This is a genomic window from Arthrobacter sp. OV608 (genome assembly GCA_900110595.1).
Taxonomy (GTDB): domain Bacteria; phylum Actinomycetota; class Actinomycetes; order Actinomycetales; family Micrococcaceae; genus Arthrobacter.
The window spans coordinates 60,096-75,626 of record FOEZ01000006.1 but is presented as its reverse complement, the minus strand read 5'-3'; the positions used below and the strand labels follow the sequence as shown (position 1 = coordinate 75,626).

15 protein-coding genes are annotated in these 15,531 nt (G+C 65.9%); 12 read left to right on the top strand and 3 right to left on the bottom strand.

Going from position 1 to position 15,531, the window contains the following annotated elements; genetic code table 11:
• Positions 1-90: 90 nt before the first annotated feature.
• Positions 91-1,377, top strand: a complete 1,287-nt coding sequence (locus BMX78_RS09990) for a glycoside hydrolase family 1 protein (RefSeq protein WP_091419059.1) — start codon at positions 91-93, stop codon at positions 1,375-1,377.
• Here BMX78_RS09990 and BMX78_RS23095 read toward each other — a convergent pair.
• The 3 genes from BMX78_RS23095 to BMX78_RS09975 all read right to left on the bottom strand — a co-directional run bounded on the left by BMX78_RS23095 (position 1,352) and on the right by BMX78_RS09975 (position 3,934).
• Positions 1,352-1,765 carry a CBU_0592 family membrane protein gene (locus tag BMX78_RS23095; protein ID WP_170850764.1) on the bottom strand — a complete coding sequence of 138 codons (414 nt, stop codon included), beginning with the start codon at positions 1,763-1,765 and terminating at the stop codon, positions 1,352-1,354. The two genes, BMX78_RS09990 and BMX78_RS23095, sit on opposite strands and share 26 nt — an antisense overlap.
• 179 nt (positions 1,766-1,944) lie before the next feature.
• Complete coding sequence (locus BMX78_RS09980) at positions 1,945-2,856, bottom strand: aldose-1-epimerase (protein ID WP_091419058.1); 912 nt, start codon at positions 2,854-2,856, stop codon at positions 1,945-1,947.
• Positions 2,857-2,881: 25 nt separating this feature from the next.
• Entirely contained in the window at positions 2,882-3,934 is a 1,053-nt protein-coding gene (locus BMX78_RS09975; protein ID WP_091419056.1) for a LacI family DNA-binding transcriptional regulator, read from the bottom strand.
• A gap of 294 nt (positions 3,935-4,228) precedes the next feature.
• On the opposite strand from BMX78_RS09975, the gene BMX78_RS09970 reads away from it, so the two are divergent.
• The 11 genes from BMX78_RS09970 to BMX78_RS09920 all read left to right on the top strand — a co-directional run bounded on the left by BMX78_RS09970 (position 4,229) and on the right by BMX78_RS09920 (position 15,526).
• On the top strand, positions 4,229-5,548 hold the full coding sequence (locus tag BMX78_RS09970; protein WP_091419055.1) for an extracellular solute-binding protein: 1,320 nt from the start codon (positions 4,229-4,231) through the stop codon (positions 5,546-5,548).
• Positions 5,549-5,553: 5 nt separating this feature from the next.
• The gene (locus BMX78_RS09965) at positions 5,554-6,456 is read left to right on the top strand and encodes a carbohydrate ABC transporter permease (protein ID WP_091419053.1); all 903 of its coding nucleotides are present in this window, start codon (positions 5,554-5,556) and stop codon (positions 6,454-6,456) included.
• Complete coding sequence (locus BMX78_RS09960; RefSeq protein ID WP_091419052.1) at positions 6,456-7,361, top strand: carbohydrate ABC transporter permease; 906 nt, start codon at positions 6,456-6,458, stop codon at positions 7,359-7,361. The genes BMX78_RS09965 and BMX78_RS09960 overlap by 1 nt, the downstream gene beginning before the upstream one ends.
• A 12-nt stretch (positions 7,362-7,373) precedes the next feature.
• Positions 7,374-8,582: a Gfo/Idh/MocA family protein gene (locus tag BMX78_RS09955; RefSeq protein WP_091419050.1), complete on the top strand. Its 1,209-nt coding sequence runs from the start codon at positions 7,374-7,376 to the stop codon at positions 8,580-8,582.
• 5 nt (positions 8,583-8,587) lie between these two features.
• Positions 8,588-9,592 (top strand): sugar phosphate isomerase/epimerase family protein, encoded by a 1,005-nt coding sequence (locus tag BMX78_RS09950; protein ID WP_091419048.1) that lies wholly within the window; start codon positions 8,588-8,590, stop codon positions 9,590-9,592.
• Between the two features lie 51 nt (positions 9,593-9,643).
• The gene (locus BMX78_RS09945; protein WP_091419046.1) at positions 9,644-10,342 is read left to right on the top strand and encodes a ThuA domain-containing protein; all 699 of its coding nucleotides are present in this window, start codon (positions 9,644-9,646) and stop codon (positions 10,340-10,342) included.
• On the top strand, positions 10,327-11,454 hold the full coding sequence (locus BMX78_RS09940) for a Gfo/Idh/MocA family protein (RefSeq protein WP_170850763.1): 1,128 nt from the start codon (positions 10,327-10,329) through the stop codon (positions 11,452-11,454). The genes BMX78_RS09945 and BMX78_RS09940 overlap by 16 nt, the downstream gene beginning before the upstream one ends.
• Positions 11,455-11,582: 128 nt before the next feature.
• Positions 11,583-12,032, top strand: a complete 450-nt coding sequence (locus BMX78_RS09935) for a helix-turn-helix transcriptional regulator (protein WP_091419043.1) — start codon at positions 11,583-11,585, stop codon at positions 12,030-12,032.
• Positions 12,029-12,448, top strand: coding sequence for a VOC family protein (locus BMX78_RS09930; protein ID WP_091419041.1), 420 nt, complete (start codon positions 12,029-12,031; stop codon positions 12,446-12,448). Before BMX78_RS09935 ends, BMX78_RS09930 begins: the two co-directional genes overlap by 4 nt.
• A 94-nt stretch (positions 12,449-12,542) precedes the next feature.
• A complete protein-coding gene (locus tag BMX78_RS09925) occupies positions 12,543-14,948 on the top strand; it encodes an ATP-binding cassette domain-containing protein (RefSeq protein ID WP_091419040.1) in 2,406 nt (801 codons plus the stop codon).
• Positions 14,949-14,953: 5 nt separating this feature from the next.
• Entirely contained in the window at positions 14,954-15,526 is a 573-nt protein-coding gene (locus BMX78_RS09920; protein WP_091419038.1) for an MOSC domain-containing protein, read from the top strand.
• The last annotated feature ends 5 nt before the right edge of the window (positions 15,527-15,531 follow it).

Here is a 15,531-nt window from a genome sequence, read left to right as displayed (position 1 = left end):
GTGGCCCCGGTCACGCGGGCGGTCAGGATGGAAAGCCAGGGCAGAGAGGCCCCGTGCGCTGTACGTCGGCGCTGAACCGAAAGGAACTACATGACCACCGCATCAGCATTCCCGCAGGACTTCCTCTGGGGCGTCGCCACCGCCGGGCACCAGGTGGAGGGGAACAACGTCAACAGCGACACCTGGTTCCTCGAACACCTGCCGGGCAGCATGTTTTCCGAGCCGTCCGGGGATGCCGTGGACCACTATCACCGCTACCGCGAGGACATCGCCCTGATCGCGGACCTCGGGTTCACCAGCTACCGCTTTTCCATCGAGTGGGCGCGCGTTGAGCCGGAGGAGGGGCTGTTCTCGGAGGCCGAACTGGACCATTACCGCCGCATGCTGGAGGCTTGCCACGAGCGCGGCCTCACCCCCGTGGTGACGTTCCACCACTTCACGTCCCCGCGCTGGCTCCTGGCCTTGGGCGGGTGGGAGGGCCCGCGCACCGCTGAGCTCTTTGCCCGCTACTGCGACCGGGTGATGGCGCACCTGGGCGACCTGATCGGCGTCGCCTGCACCCTGAACGAACCCAACCTGCCGTGGCTGCTGGAGTCCTTCGGCATCGGCGGCGTGGCCCCGGAAAACCGCGGTTCAGTACCCGTGTGGGCGGCGGCAGCCGAACGCCTTGGCGTTGATGCCAGCACCGTTGCCCCATTCCAGTTCTGCTCCACGGAGGCCGGGTTCGAGGTGAAGCTGGCGGCGCACCGGGCGGCTACCGCAGCGATCAAGGCACACCGGCCGGACCTGCTGGTGGGCTGGACGCTCGCCAACTCCGACATTCAGGCCATCGACGGCGGCGAGGAACTTGCGGAAAAGGTCCGCCGCGGCGTGAACGAGCGCTTCCTCGAGGCGTCACGCGGCGACGACTTTGTGGGGATCCAGACCTACGGCCGCACCGTCTACGGCCGGGACGGGCACGCACCGGCGCCCGAAGGGGTGCCCACGAACCAGATGGGCGAGGAGATCTACCCGCAGGCCCTGGAAGCCACCATTCGGGAAGCCCACCGGATCGCCGGCATTCCCGTGATGGTCACGGAAAACGGCCTGGCCACCGAGGACGACGCCCAGCGGGTGGACTACCTGCGTACCGCGGTGGACTGCGTGGCCTCCTGCCTGGCGGACGGCATCGACGTCCGCGGCTACATCGCCTGGACGGCCTTCGACAATTTCGAGTGGGTGTTCGGCTACGGGCCGAAGTTCGGCCTCATCGCCGTAAACCGCGAAACCCAGGAACGGAGGCCCAAGGAGAGCGCCCACTGGCTGGGCCGGCACGCGCAGCTGTGCACAGCTCAGGCAAACGACGCCGAGGTCAGCAGGGCACCCCAGCCGGCCTGACCGCCGTCGTGCATTCCACCGGCGCCCGGTGCACGTCCGCCTCACCGTGAACGGAACCGGTGAGGACCTCCACAACGGCAAGCTGGCCGGTGGTGTCCGGGACGCCGGGGAATTGAACCTGCGGCTCCTCAGCCGGCACCACCGGCTGGGGAGCCGCTGCGCGCATGCGGAAAAGGGCGATGGCGGAGATCAGAAACCAGGCCACGTTCGTCACCACAGAAGGCCAGGCCTCGTGGACAGTGCCGTTGATGATGAAGGCGACGGCGCCGAACAGGTTTGCGGTCTGGAAGCCTTTGCCGGCCTTCAGCCAGCCCATGGAAACGGCGAGGTAGGCAGTGAGGATCGCAACCGCGCCGGCCCACCCGGCGATTTCCCACAGCAGTTCCATGGTGTCCTTTCAGGGCCTGCCAGCCGGAGCCGGGCAGGGGTGATGAGGGTTTTGAAGGTTGGTTGTGCCGGACAAACCGTTGACTCGAGCCCGGGAGGGCGAGGACCTCGTTTGTGGGTCGGCGGGATAATCATACCTGCCGGAAGGGGCGGTTAACTCCACCTCTGCGACTGCCGCCTTCAGCCCTCCACAGCGTGGATCCTGCAGGCCAGCGCGTGTGACTGTCCCGGCGCAAGGACAACCAGGTCCTGGCCGGAATTGAAGGCATCGGGCGGGCAGGTCATGGGCTCAACAGCGAGCCCTTTCCGGCCCCGCAGCTCCCCTGAGTAAAGCTGCAGCCAAGGGGCATCCGTACCCGTTGATTCCACCACCGCCGAAAGCTGCCGGGCCGGGTGCCGCAGCCGGACGTCCCATGTCCCCGCGGGGAGGGCAGTGAAGGCGTGGTCGAGTTGCTGCCCAGCCAGTATGCGGGCCTGGGAGAAATCGAACTCCATGCCCGCGATGTCCCGGAGCTCGGTGGGCTGGAGTTTTTCATCCGTCATCAGCACCTTGCCCGCGCGAAAGGTGAGCTCACACGCGGAGATGTCATCGCCGCCCACGGTGATGTAGGGGTGGGAGCCGCAGCCATAGGGGGCGGGGGCGGTTCCCTGGTTCCTGGCCCCGAGTTCGATGGTCAACCCGGTCTCGGCGTCCAGCACGTAACGGGCCGTCAGCGCGAGCTGGAACGGGTAACCCGGTTCGCCATGCAGCAGGTGCGTCAGCACCACCTCGGCGTCCGAGCGCCGTTCCACCTGCCAGGCATTCCACAGTGCCAGCCCATGCAGGGCACTGCCGGTGCCCGCCTCGTTCACCGGCAGTTCGAAACGCTGCCCGGCAAAGCTGTAGGCGCCGCCGGCCACCCTGTTCGGCCAGGGCATCAGCACCTTTCCGGCATAGGCCGGGGGCAGTTCGTCCGCCGGGAAGGGCAGGACAAGGTCCGCGCCACGGAAGGACAAGCTCACCAGCCCCGCCCCCACGCTCGCGACGGTTGCCTCGTAGTCCCCCGCGCGAAGGACGGTCAGCTCACCGTTGGGAGGAGTGTTGGATGACATGGGTGTTCCTTTCGAAAAGCCGGGCTCAAGCCGCGGGCGGCGCGGTGGAGTCGCGGACGATCACCTGCGTGGCCAGCTCAACGCGGCGGGAATCCAGGACCTCGCCGCGGGCCTGGCGGAGCAATGACCGCAATGCCGTCCGGCCCATTTCCTCGAGCGGCTGGGACACTGAGGTGAGGGCCGGGACCGACTCCTCGCCCTGGATTGTCCCGTCGAACCCGATGAGGCTCAGCTGCTCGGGGATCCTGACTCCCTGGCGGGCTGCTTCGCCCAGGACACCCAACGCGATGCTGTCGCTCGCGGCAAAGATGGCCGTTGGCCGCTGGTCCAGCTTGAGCAGGGCCTGCAGCCCCGCAGTTCCGCTGTCGCGGCGGAACCTGCCACCGGAAACGATGTACTGGGGATCCACCGGGACGCCGTGTGCCGTCAGGGCGGCCATATAGCCGTGCAGCCGCGCCTGGTTGCATTCAGCCTGTTCGATGCCGCCGATGTAGGCGATGCGCCGGTGCCCCAGCTCCAGCAGGTGTTCGGTTGCGGACTTGCCGCCTGCCCAGTTGGTGGCACCGACGCTGACCACGTCCGCCGGGGGCGGGTTGAGCGGGTCGATCACGACGACGGGCAGCTTGCGGCGCCGGAACGCCTGCAGTTGCGCCTCGCCGAAGGCTGATGTCACCACAATCATTCCCGCCCTGCCCTCGTCCACCATGCGCTGGGCACGCCGCTCAGGGCTTTGCGCCGTGGAGGCCATGCCCGATGCCGCCGGCCCGGTGGCGCTGATGAGGACTTCAACGTCTGCTTTCGCGGCGAACTGCAATATGCCGTCAAGGACTTCAACGGTGTAGGCGGCGGTGAGCACGTCCACCACCACCTCCACCACAGTGCTGGTCTTCGTTGCGGTGCGGCGCTGCAGGGGCGACTGGTACCCGGCCTGTTCAAGTGCGGCAAGGACCCGCGCACGGGTTTCAGGCGCCACGTCCTCCCGGCCGTTCACCACTTTGGAAACCGTGGGTGTTGAAACCCCGGCCTGCAGGGCAACAGCTGCCAGGGTGGTTTTTTCCGGCCGCACATTTGTAGCCAAGGGTCAGTCCCGTCTTTCGAAATATTTCGATAGTTCCAATTCTGCATCCAACAGAGCAACGGCGTCAACGGTGCAGTAAATCCAGAGGAAATTTCGCCGGAACGCCCCCTTGACTGTGATGCGCCTCACCGTTAGATTTGCTTCACCGGTCGCAAGCTTTTCGAAAAGTTTCGAATATTGCCAGTGCGGCCCAGAACCGAATTGATGCAGGCATCCGCTTCGAAGCCGAAGTGCATGCCCGCGTTACACGTTACCGGGACCCAGCGTTGAGCCCGGAGGATGAACGGAAGCGAAATGAACATTCGAAAGTTGCGCTCGGCAGCCATGGCAATTTCCGCTGCGGGAGTGGCAATCAGCCTGGCCGCCTGCGGTTCTGCAGGTCCTGCCGGTTCAAACGTGAGCAGTGACGCGGCCACCATGTGGGGTCTTACCGGCGGCAACCAGCCGGTCCTGCAGAAGTCCGTGGACGATTGGAACCAGGCAAATCCGGACAAGTCGATCAAGCTCGACTTCTTCGCCAACGATGCTTACAAAACCAAGGTCCGCACCGCCGTCGGTGCCGGCGAAGGCCCCACCTTCATCTACGGCTGGGGCGGCGGCGTTCTGAAATCGTACGTGGACGCCGGGCAGGTGGATGACCTGTCCGGTTTCCTGAAGGACAACCCGGAGGTCAAGGACCGCTACCTTCCCTCGGTATTGAAGAACGGCGAGGTGGACGGCAAAACCTACGCCCTGCCGAACAACAACGTGCAGCCTGTGGTCCTCTATTACAACAAGGAAGCCTTCGACAAGGCGGGCGCGCAGCCTCCCAAGACATGGGACGAACTGATGGCCCTCGTGCCGAAATTCAAGGACGCCGGCATCGCCCCGTTCTCGCTCGGCGGGCAGTCAAAATGGCCGGACCTGATGTGGCTTGAGTACCTCGTCGAGCGCATCGGCGGACCGGAAGTCTTCGCCAACATCGCGGCCAATAAGCCCGGCGCCTGGTCAGACCCGGCAGTAAAAGAGGCACTCACCAAGATCCAGGAGCTGGTTGACGCCGGCGGATTCATCAACGGCTTCTCGTCCATTGCCGCGGACAGCAACGCTGACCAGGCTCTCATGTACACGGGCAAGTCAGCCATGATCCTGCAGGGCGGCTGGATCTACCAGGGCATGAAGAAGGATGCTGCGGACTTCGTCAAGAGCGGCAAGCTTGGCTACACCACGTTCCCCACGGTGCCCGGGGGCAAGGGTGACCCCGCCAACGTGGTGGGCAACCCGTCCAACTTCTGGTCCATCTCCGCCAAAGCAACGGACGCCCAGAAGAAGGCCGCCCTGGACTACGTCAAGGACGGGATGTTCACCGATGCCAACACCGATGCCCTGATCAACTCCGGAGCCGTGCCCGTGGTCCAAGGCATCGAAAGCAAACTCGAAGCCTCGCCGGACAAGGATTTCCTGACGTTCGTCTACGGGCTGGCCAAGAACGCCCCCAGCTTTACGCTCTCCTGGGACCAGGCGCTGAGCCCGGCGCAGGGTGATGCGATGCTCTCCAACCTGGACCAGATCTTCCTGAAGAAGATCACCCCGGAACAGTTCATCACCACGATGAACGCCACGGTGGGGAAGTAGGAACCGTGGCATCTCCAGTTACTGCTGGCCGAGGGGTCCGCGACGCGGGCCCCTCGGGGTGGCTGGCCGCTCCGGCGCTGATCTTCTTCCTCGTATTTGCGGTGGTCCCGCTCATCGGGGTGGTCTTCCTGAGCTTCACCAGCTGGAACGGCCTGGGCGAAATCAAACTGGACGGACTGTCCAGCTGGACCACCGTCCTGACCGATCCCGTGACAGGCAACGCCCTGGTAGTGACGGCCAAAATCATGTTCTTCTCGTTCATCGTCCAGGCACCGGTCAGCCTGCTCCTGGGCGTCTTCACGGCGGGCGCCCAGAAATACCGTGCCGCCCTGGCCGTGCTCTACTTCCTGCCCCTGCTGCTCTCCTCCGCCGCAGTCGCCATTGCCTTCAAGGCCCTGCTGGATCCGAACTTCGGCCTGGGCCCCGGGTTCGGGCTTCCTGCCCTGGCCCAGGACTGGCTCGGGAATTCGGACCTGGTGCTGTTCGTGGTGGTCTTCGTCATCGCCTGGCAGTTTGTCCCCTTCCACACGCTGATCTACCAGGGCGGCGTGAGGCAGATCCCGGCGTCGCTCTATGAGGCAGCAGAGATCGACGGCGCCGGACGGTTCCGGCAGTTCTGGAGCATCACGCTGCCCCAGCTGAAGTACACGATCATCACGTCGTCCACCCTCATGGTGGTGGGAAGCCTGGCGTACTTCGACCTCATCTTTGTGCTTACCGGCGGAGGCCCCGGCTACAGCACCCGGCTGCTCCCGCTGCATATGTACCTGACGGGGTTCAAGGCCAACGACATGGGAGCGGCGAGCGCCCTCGGCGTGATGCTCGTTGTCATCGGCCTCGGACTGGCTTTGTTGCTGCAGCGCCTGGGCGGCAAAAACCGTAATGCAAGCCAATTGGAAGGTGTCTGATGGCGTCCACAACACAACTCCCGGTTCCGCCTTCCCCGGCCGCCAGCCGCGTCGCAGCAGCACCTGTCACCCGCAGCAAGGGACCGGGACGGCTGCGGCCAAACCTTCTGGGCGGCCTGGGAGGCTGGCTCTGGCTCGCGATCATCATCATCCCGATCTACTACGTGGTGATCACCAGCTTCAAGAACCAGGCAGGCTTTTTTACGTCCAACCCGATGCTTCCGTCAACGGAGCCGACGCTGGACAACTACAAGCTGGTGCTGGAGAACAATTTTGTCCGCTACTTCACCAACAGCCTGATCGTCACGCTTGGCACGGTGCTCCCGGCCCTGCTGGTGTCATTTATGGCCGCCTACGCAATCGTCCGCGGCAGGGGCCGGTTCCTGTCCATGACGAACAACCTGTTCCTCCTGGGCCTGGCCATCCCGCTCCATGCCACCATCATCCCCATCTACTGGATGATCACCCGGGCGCACCTGTATGACACCCTGCTCGCCCTGATCCTGCCGTCCGTGGCGTTTGCCATCCCGGTCAGCGTGCTCATCCTGTCCAACTTCATGCGCGATGTCCCGAACGAGTTGTTCGAATCGATGCGGCTGGATGGCTGCTCGGACTGGGCCATGATGTGGCGGCTCGCCCTCCCCATGACCAAACCGGCCGTCATCACTGTGGGTATCTATAACGCCCTGCATGTCTGGAACGGCTTCCTCTTCCCGCTGATCCTGACCCAAAGCCCCGCCACCAGGGTCCTGCCGTTGTCGCTTTGGACTTTCCAGGGAGAGTTCAGCGTCAATATCCCCGCGATCCTGGCCTCCGTGGTCCTGGCGACGCTCCCCCTCCTGGTGATTTACGTCGTCGCGCGCCGCCAACTGCTCGCCGGCCTCACAGCCGGCTTCAGCAAGTAGAAAGGAACTTTCATGACCAGCGAAAAGCCACTGCGCGTCGGCATGGTGGGCTATGCCTTTATGGGTGCGGCCCACTCCCACGCCTGGCGCACCGCACCGCGGTTCTTTGATCTGCCGCTGCAGCCCCAGCTGGCCGCGGTGGCCGGAAGGAATGCCGACGGCGTCCGGGCCGCCGCGGACAAGCTCGGCTGGGAGTCGGTTGAGACAGACTGGCGGCGCCTGATCGAGCGGGACGACATCGACCTGATCGATATCTGCACGCCGGGCGATACCCATGCCGAGATTGCGGTCGCCGCCCTGGAGGCCCGCAAGCATGTGCTGTGCGAGAAGCCGCTGGCCAATTCCGTGGAGGAGGCAGAGAGGATGACCCTGGCGGCGGAATCCGCCGCCAAGCAGGGCGTCGCTTCGATGTGCGGCTTCAGCTACCGGCGCACCCCCGCCCTGGCACTGGCCAAGCGGTTCGTGGAACAGGGGAGGCTGGGCGAGATCCGGCACGTCCGCGCGCAATATCTGCAGGACTGGCTCTCGGACGAAAATGCCCCCATGACGTGGCGGCTGGACAAGAGCAAGTCCGGGTCCGGCTCCCTGGGCGATATCGGAGCGCACAGCATCGACGCCGCTCAATGGGTCACCGGGCTGAACATCACCGGCGTCTCGGCACTGCTCGAAACGTTCGTGCCGGAGCGGCCGCTCGCCGGGGACCTCGTGGGCCTGGGCGGGCACGGCGACCTCAGCAGCGACACTCCCCGCGGCAGCGTCACGGTGGACGATGCTGCCATCTTCAGTGCCCGCTTTGAAGACACAAAGTTCGACGGCGGTGCTGCTTCCGCGGGAGCCGTTGGCGTCTTCGAAGCCACCCGCTACGCGCTGGGCCGGAAGAACGCCATGCGCCTGGAGGTCAACGGCAGCAAGGGGTCACTGGCCTTCGACTTCGAGGACATGAACGTCCTGTCCTTCTACGACGCAGCCGAATCCCCCGACGCCGGCTTCCGCAAGATCTACGTCACCGAGCCCGAGCACCCCTACGTCGGCAACTGGTGGCCGACCGGCCACGGGCTGGGGTATGAACACGGCTTCACCCACCAGGTGGTGGACCTGGTCACGGCCATTGGCGAAGGCCGCCAGCCGGAACCATCGTTCGCCGATGCCCTGCAGGTCCAGCGCGTCCTGGCAGCCGTGGAGTCCAGCGCCGCCAACTCCAGCCACTGGCAGAAAGTCTAGAAACGATGACACGACCAATCACTCTTTTCACCGGCCAGTGGGCCGACCTGCCGTTTGAAGAGGTGGCCCGGCTCGCCGGCGAGTGGGGCTTTGACGGGCTGGAGATCGCCTGCTGGGGAGACCACCTGGACCCGCGACGGGCGGCGGAGGACGACAACTACCTCCAGGGCCGGCTGGACATCCTGGAAAAGAACAACCTCCAGGTCTTCGCCATCGCCAACCACCTCACCGGCCAGGCCGTCTGCGACGACCCCATCGATGAACGCCACCAGGGCATCCTGTCCGCCGAAATCTGGGGCAACGGCGATCCGGAGGGAGTCCGCGCCCGGGCCGCCGAGTCGATGAAGGACACCGCACGGGCCGCGGCCCGCCTCGGCGCGAAAACCGTCACCGGATTCACCGGGTCCTCCATCTGGAAGGCCGTCGCGATGTTCCCGCCCGCCCCGGAGTCAATGATCGACGCCGGCTACCGGGACTTCGCGGACCGCTGGAACCCCATCCTTGACGTCTTCGAGGAAGAGGGTGTCCGCTTCGCCCTGGAGGTCCACCCCTCCGAAATCGCCTACGACTACTGGACCACCAAACGCACCCTGGAAGCCATCGGGCACCGCAGCAGCTTCGGGCTGAACTTCGATCCATCCCACTTCATCTGGCAGGACCTGGACCCCGTGATGTTCCTGCAGGACTTCGCCGAACACATCCTTCACGTCCACGTGAAGGAATCGGTCCGCCAGCTCGATGGCCGCAATGGACGTCTGGGCTCCCACCTCGCGTGGGCGGATCCCCGGCGCGGCTGGGATTTCGTTACCGCGGGCCACGGGGATGTGCAGTGGAACCGCATCTTCCGGACCCTGAACGCGATCGGCTATGACGGCCCCACCAGCATCGAGTGGGAGGACGCCGGCATGGACCGCCTCGTCGGGGCCCCGCAGGCGCTGGCCATGGTGCAGGAACTGGCCCGGATCGCCCCACCCGCAGCAGCCTTCGACGCCGCCTTCTCCAGCCGCTGACCCGACCTGTGCCGGCAAAACAAAAGCCGGCAGCCAACCAAAGGAAACCCAATGACAGAACCCAAGAATGCCCTGGTGGTCCGCGGCGGCTGGGACGGCCACCAGCCCTACGAGGCCACCGAGCTGTTCATCCCCTACCTCAAGGACAACGGCTACGACGTCCGCGTGGAGGAATCCCCGAAGGTCTACGCCGACGCCGAATACATGGCAGGCGTGGACCTGATCATGCAGTGCATGACCATGACCACCATCGAAAAGGACGAGTTCGCCGGGCTGCTGACGGCGGTGGAAAACGGCACCGGCCTGGCCGGCTGGCACGGCGGGATCGCCGATTCCTACCGCAACAACTCCGACTACCTGCACCTGATCGGCGGCCAGTTCGCCTGCCACCCGGGCAAGCACCCGGACGAGTGCATCGGCGAGCAGTCGGACAACTACGTCCCCTACACCGTGAACATGCTGCCCGCAGCCGCGGAACACCCCATCACCACGGGCATCAAGGACTTCGACCTGGTCACCGAACAGTACTGGGTCCTCTCCGACGACTACATCGACGTCCTCGCCACCACCACCCAGAAGGTCAGGGAATGGGACCCCTGGAACCGCGAAGTCACCTCCCCCGCCATCTGGACCCGCCAATGGGGCAAGGGCCGCATCTTCGTCGCCACCCCCGGCCACCGGGTCGAAATCCTCCAGGACACCAACGTCCGCACCATCATCGAAAGGGGCCTGCTGTGGGCAAGCCGTTGAAAGTAGGAATCATTGGCTGCGGCGCCATCATCGCGCAGTACCTCACCAACTTCCGCAAGCTCCAGGACCTCGAACTTGTAGCGGTGGCGGACCTGGATCCCGCACGTGCCCAGGCGGTAGCGGAGCAGTACGACGGCGTCCGCGCCGTTTCTGTGGACGAACTCCTCGCCGCGGACGACGTCGAACTGGTCCTGAACCTCACCATCCCTGCGGCGCACGCCGACGTGGCGCTGAAGGCCATCGCAGCGGGCAAGAGCGTGTACGGCGAGAAGCCGCTCGCCGCCACCACTGCGGAGGCACGCACAGTGCTGGAGGCGGCACGGAAGGCGGGCGTCGTCGTCGGCTGCGCGCCTGATACGGTACTGGGCACCGGCATCCAGACCGCCCGCAAGGCGATCGACGACGGCCTGATCGGCGCTCCCATCTCCGCGTCCGCCACCATGGTGACCCCAGGCCACGAGCGCTGGCACCCGAACCCGGACTTCTACTACCAGCCCGGTGGCGGCCCGCTCCTGGACATGGGCCCCTACTACGTCACCGCCCTGGTGACCCTTCTGGGCCCGGTGGTTTCGGTGACGGGCGCCGCAAGCCATACCCGCAACGAACGGACCATCGGCTCCGGCCCCCGGCAGGGCGAAAAGGTCCCCGTTGCGATCGACTCCCACGTCACCGGCGTCCTGACCCACGCTTCCGGCGCGCTCTCCACCCTGTTCATGAGCTTCGACGCCGTGAAGTCGAAGTCCCCGAACATTGAAATCCACGGCGAACAAGGCTCCCTCGTGGTGCCGGACCCCAACCACTTCGACGGCGAGGTCCAGCTGTTCCCGCTGGGCGCCGATGCGTGGGAGACCCTCCCGGTGTCCGCCGGCTACGTTGACTCGGGGCGCGGTTTCGGCATCGCCGACCTCGCATCCACCCCGGAAGGTGCCGAGCCCCGCGCGGGCGGCACCCTGGCCTTCCATGTCCTTGAGGTCATGGAGTCAGTGCTCGAATCAGCCCACACAGGCACCGCGATACGCATCAGCAGCACCGCGGAACGGCCCGCCGGCGTGGAGCTGACAGTCCTCGCCGGAAACGTGCGTGAACTCCAGGCGCAGGAAGCCGCTTCCTAGCCAAGGCGTCAGCAACTCGATGCCGGGCAGGGTCCGTGAAAGCGGTCCCTGCCCGGCATTGTGCTGTGTCCGGTCCGCAGGTTCCGGGACTCTGGACAACTCCGCCGGGCCGTAGCACGATCTGAAGGGTGACCTCCAGCCCCCTCTCCGACGCCCGCCTCCGTGAGCTTACGGATCTTCGCCGCGTCAAGGATCGGATCGACCGGGAATATGCGCAGCCGCTGGACGTTGAGTCCCTGGCCCGCGGCGTGCACATGTCCGCCGGGCACCTGAGCCGCCGCTTCAAGGCTGCGTACCAGGAATCGCCCTACAGCTACCTCATGACAAGGCGCATCGAGCGGGCCATGGCGCTGCTTCGCCGCGGTGACCTTTCCGTCACGGAGGTGTGCTTCGCCGTCGGCTGTTCCTCGCTGGGAACCTTCAGCACCCGCTTCACGGAACTGGTGGGCATGCCGCCCAGCGTCTACAAACAGGAGGCAGAAATGTCGACGGCGGGCATCCCCGCCTGCGTGGCGAAACAGGTCACCAGACCGGTCAGGAATCGAGAAGCGCCCGCGCAGGAGCCGCAACTAGCATGACTGCCATGAACATCACCATTAACACAACGTTCCTTCCCGCTACCGATCCTGACGCCTCCCTGGCGTTCTACCGCGACGCCCTGGGCTTCGAAATCCGCAACGATGTCGGCCGGGGCACCATGCGGTGGATCACGGTTGGCCCGGCCGCCCAGAAGGACGTCTCCATCGTCCTGTGCCCGCCCGCCATCGACCCCGGCATCACCGACGACGAGCGCCGAACCATCGCTGAGATGATGGCCAAGGGCACCTATGCCACCATCGTCCTGTCCGCCCCGGACGTGGACGCTGCATTCGCCTCGGTGGAGGCCACCGGAGCGGACGTGGTCCAGGAACCCGTCGACCAGCCCTACGGAATCCGCGACTGCGCCTTCCGCGACCCGGCCGGCAACACCGTCCGCATCAACCAGCAGTCCTGAGCTGGAAGGATAGGAACCAGCGGCACGAGGGGGAGGCTGAGGACACGGCTCTCCCCCTCGCAGGACATATCGCAGCCCGACAGATGGAGACCCGATGAGCACGGACACCAGTACCGCCACGAACACCGATCCCCAAACCAACGGGCTGCACGTTGCCGACACGCACGACCTGATCCGGGTGCAGGGGGCACGGGAAAACAACCTCAAGGACGTCAGCGTCGAGCTGCCCAAGCGCCGGTTGACGGTGTTTACCGGTGTGTCCGGCTCGGGCAAGAGTTCCCTGGTGTTCGCCACCATCGCTGCAGAGTCGCAGCGGATGATCAACGAAACCTACAGCGCGTTCGTGCAGGGCTTTATGCCGTCGCTGGCCCGGCCCGAGGTGGACTTCCTGGAGGGCCTGACCACGGCGATCATCGTGGACCAGGAGCGGATGGGCGCCAACCCGCGCTCCACCGTGGGCACGGCCACCGACGCGAACGCGATGCTGCGCATCCTCTTCAGCCGGCTCGGCTCCCCCTATGGTGGCCCGCCCACGGCCTTTTCCTTCAACGTGCCCACCCGCAAGGCCAGCGGCGTGATGTCCACGGAGAAAAGTGGCGGCCGGGTGGAGAAAGCGGTCGTCCAGCAGGCCGTCTACCTGGGCGGCATGTGCCCGCGGTGTGAGGGCATGGGGGCGGTCAGCGACATCGACCTCACGGCACTGTACGACGACGACAAGTCCCTCAGCGACGGAGCGCTGCTCGTTCCGGGCTACTCGATGGACGGCTGGTACGGGCGCCTGTTCGAGGGCATGGGCCTGCCCATGGACAAGCCCATTGCCAAGTTCACCAAAAAGCAGCTGGAAACGATGCTGTACGCGGAGCCCACCAAGATCAAGGTGGAGGGCGTCAACCTGACCTTCGAGGGAATCATCCCCAAGATCCAGAAGTCCATGCTCTCCAAGGATCCGGAGGCCATGCAGCCGCACGTGCGCCGGTTCGTGGAGCGGGCCGTAACGTTCCAGACCTGCCCCGAGTGCCACGGCACCCGGCTGACCCAGCAGGCGCTGTCCTCGAAGATCAACGGCAAGAACATCGCCGAGCTGTGCCAGATGCAGATCAGCGACCTCGCGGAGTGGATCCGCGGCGTCAAGGACCCCTCGGTGGCTCCGCTGCTCAAGGGCCTCCAGCACCTGCTCGACTCGTTCTCCGACATCGGCCTGGGTTACCTGAGCCTGGACCGTCCGGCCGGCACCCTGTCCGGCGGCGAGGCCCAGCGCACCAAGATGATCCGGCACCTCGGCTCGTCCCTCACCGATGTCACCTACGTCTTCGACGAGCCCACCATCGGGCTGCACCCGCACGACATCGAACGCATGAACCAGCTGCTGCTGCAGCTGCGCGACAAGGGCAACACCGTGCTGGTAGTGGAGCACAAGCCGGAAACCATCGCCATCGCCGACCACGTCGTTGACCTCGGTCCCGGGGCCGGCACCGCCGGCGGCACTGTCTGTTACGAGGGCAGCGTCGAGGGCCTGCGATCCAGCGACACCATCACCGGGCGCCACCTGGGGGACCGGGCGACGCTCAAGGACGCGGTCCGGAAAGCGTCCGGCGCGCTGGAAGTCCGTGGGGCGTCCACGCACAACCTGCAGGCGGTCGACGTCGACATCCCCCTGGGCGTCCTGACGGTAGTTACCGGGGTGGCGGGCTCGGGAAAGAGCTCGCTGATCCACGGTTCGGTGGCCAAGCGCGAGGGCGTGGTGGTCATCGACCAGGGCGCCATCAAGGGCTCCCGGCGCAGCAACCCCGCCACCTACACGGGCATGCTGGAGCCCATCCGCAAGGCCTTCGCAAAGGCCAACGGGGTGAAACCGGCGCTGTTCAGCTCCAACTCCGAGGGCGCCTGCCCCACCTGCAACGGCGCCGGTGTCATCTTCACCGAGCTGGGTGTGATGGCCACGGTGGAGTCGCCGTGCGAGGACTGCGAGGGCCGCCGCTTCCAGGCATCAGTGCTGGAATACACCCTCGGCGGGAAGAACATCGCCGACGTCCTGGCGATGTCCGTGACGGAGGCCGCCGCCTTCTTCGCCGAAGGCGAGGCCAAAACGCCGGCGGCGCGCACAGTCCTTGACCGGCTCGCGGACGTCGGCCTGGGCTACCTCAGCCTCGGCCAGCCGCTCACCACACTGTCCGGCGGCGAGCGCCAGCGGCTCAAGCTGGCCACCCAGATGGCCGAAAAGGGCGACGTGTACGTCCTGGACGAGCCCACCACGGGCCTGCACCTTGCCGACGTGGAGAACCTCCTGGGCCTGCTGGACCGGCTGGTTGATTCCGGCAAGTCCGTGATCGTCATCGAGCACCACCAGGCGGTGATGGCGCACGCTGACTGGCTCATCGACTTGGGCCCGGGAGCAGGGCACGACGGCGGGCGGATCGTTTTCGAGGGCACGCCGGCTGGGCTGGTGGCTGACGCCTCCACCCTCACCGGCAAGCACCTTGCGGCCTACGTTGGCGGCTAGGCGGCATGGCGGAGACCTATAAGTACGACGTCGAAATCCTCCACCTTCTGGTGTCACCGGAGCATGCCTACTTCGGGCGGGCCAAGGACGGCGCGGCAGATGTGCCTACTTTCGACGCCGAAACGGCGGAGGTGGTGGCCGGCAAGGGCATTGTGGGCGACCGGTTTTTTGGCAAGGCCGCGCACATGGACGCGGCGGTGACCCTGTTCGCCGTCGAGGCCCTGGAAGCCATGGCCGTGGAGCTGGAGGCGGGGCCGTTCGATCCGCTGGCGACGCGCCGGAACGTGATCCTGCGGGGCGCGCACCTGGCTCCACTGCTGGGGCAGGATTTCGCGCTGGAATCCGGCGGCTCCGTAGTGGAGCTCCACGGCGGGCGGCCTGCCCACCCATGCGCCTGGATGAACGAGGTGCTTGCGCCGGGGGCCCATGCCGCGATGCGGGGCAGGGGCGGCATCCGCTGCCGGGCACTCTCCAACGGCACCCTGCACCGCGGCCCTGCGGTTCTGGTCAGTCCCGTTCCGCTGGATCCGGCACAGGCCGGCGTGCCTTCGGTGCTCCGGCCGAGCCGGCTGCCGTAGCTAAT

What these genes read in the sequence shown, in the direction of transcription:
- BMX78_RS09955 (WP_091419050.1), top strand. Translation starts at nt 7,374, where the DNA reads ATGACCAGCGAAAAGCCACTGCGCGTCGGCATGGTGGGCTATGCCTTT.
- BMX78_RS09925 (WP_091419040.1), top strand. Translation starts at nt 12,543, where the DNA reads ATGAGCACGGACACCAGTACCGCCACGAACACCGATCCCCAAACCAAC.
- BMX78_RS09990 (WP_091419059.1), top strand. Translation starts at nt 91, where the DNA reads ATGACCACCGCATCAGCATTCCCGCAGGACTTCCTCTGGGGCGTCGCC.
- BMX78_RS09945 (WP_091419046.1), top strand. Translation starts at nt 9,644, where the DNA reads ATGACAGAACCCAAGAATGCCCTGGTGGTCCGCGGCGGCTGGGACGGC.
- BMX78_RS09960 (WP_091419052.1), top strand. Translation starts at nt 6,456, where the DNA reads ATGGCGTCCACAACACAACTCCCGGTTCCGCCTTCCCCGGCCGCCAGC.
- BMX78_RS09920 (WP_091419038.1), top strand. Translation starts at nt 14,954, where the DNA reads ATGGCGGAGACCTATAAGTACGACGTCGAAATCCTCCACCTTCTGGTG.
- BMX78_RS09970 (WP_091419055.1), top strand. Translation starts at nt 4,229, where the DNA reads ATGAACATTCGAAAGTTGCGCTCGGCAGCCATGGCAATTTCCGCTGCG.
- BMX78_RS23095 (WP_170850764.1), bottom strand. Translation starts at nt 1,765, where the DNA reads ATGGAACTGCTGTGGGAAATCGCCGGGTGGGCCGGCGCGGTTGCGATC.
- BMX78_RS09980 (WP_091419058.1), bottom strand. Translation starts at nt 2,856, where the DNA reads ATGTCATCCAACACTCCTCCCAACGGTGAGCTGACCGTCCTTCGCGCG.
- BMX78_RS09950 (WP_091419048.1), top strand. Translation starts at nt 8,588, where the DNA reads ATGACACGACCAATCACTCTTTTCACCGGCCAGTGGGCCGACCTGCCG.
- BMX78_RS09930 (WP_091419041.1), top strand. Translation starts at nt 12,029, where the DNA reads ATGACTGCCATGAACATCACCATTAACACAACGTTCCTTCCCGCTACC.